The organism is Treponema primitia ZAS-1, assembly GCF_000297095.1.
GTDB classification, from domain to species: domain Bacteria; phylum Spirochaetota; class Spirochaetia; order Treponematales; family Breznakiellaceae; genus Termitinema; species Termitinema primitia_A.
The window spans coordinates 1-232 of the sequence record NZ_AEEA01000190.1 but is presented as its reverse complement, the minus strand read 5'-3'; the positions used below and the strand labels follow the sequence as shown (position 1 = coordinate 232).

Annotated in this window: 1 pseudogene; it reads left to right on the top strand. The window is 48.3% G+C overall.

Going from position 1 to position 232, the window contains the following annotated elements:
• Positions 1–43: 43 nt before the first annotated feature.
• Positions 44–232, top strand: a pseudogene (locus TPRIMZ1_RS19535) (NAD-dependent epimerase/dehydratase family protein); the annotation flags it as partial.

Sequence of the window (232 nt, the reverse complement as noted above, 5' to 3'; positions counted from 1 at the left end):
GGATACAAGACGGAAAACTATTATGAGTAACAGGATATCCCCTATGACACACGCATCCAGGATATATGTGGCCGGGCATCGGGGCTTGGTGGGCGGCGCTATTCACCGGAAATTACGGGAAAAAGGGTATGAGAATATTATAACCCGTTCCCATAGCGAACTTGATTTGCTTGACCAGCATGCGGTAGACGCTTTTTTGCCGCCGAAAAACCGGAATATGTGTTTCTTGCCG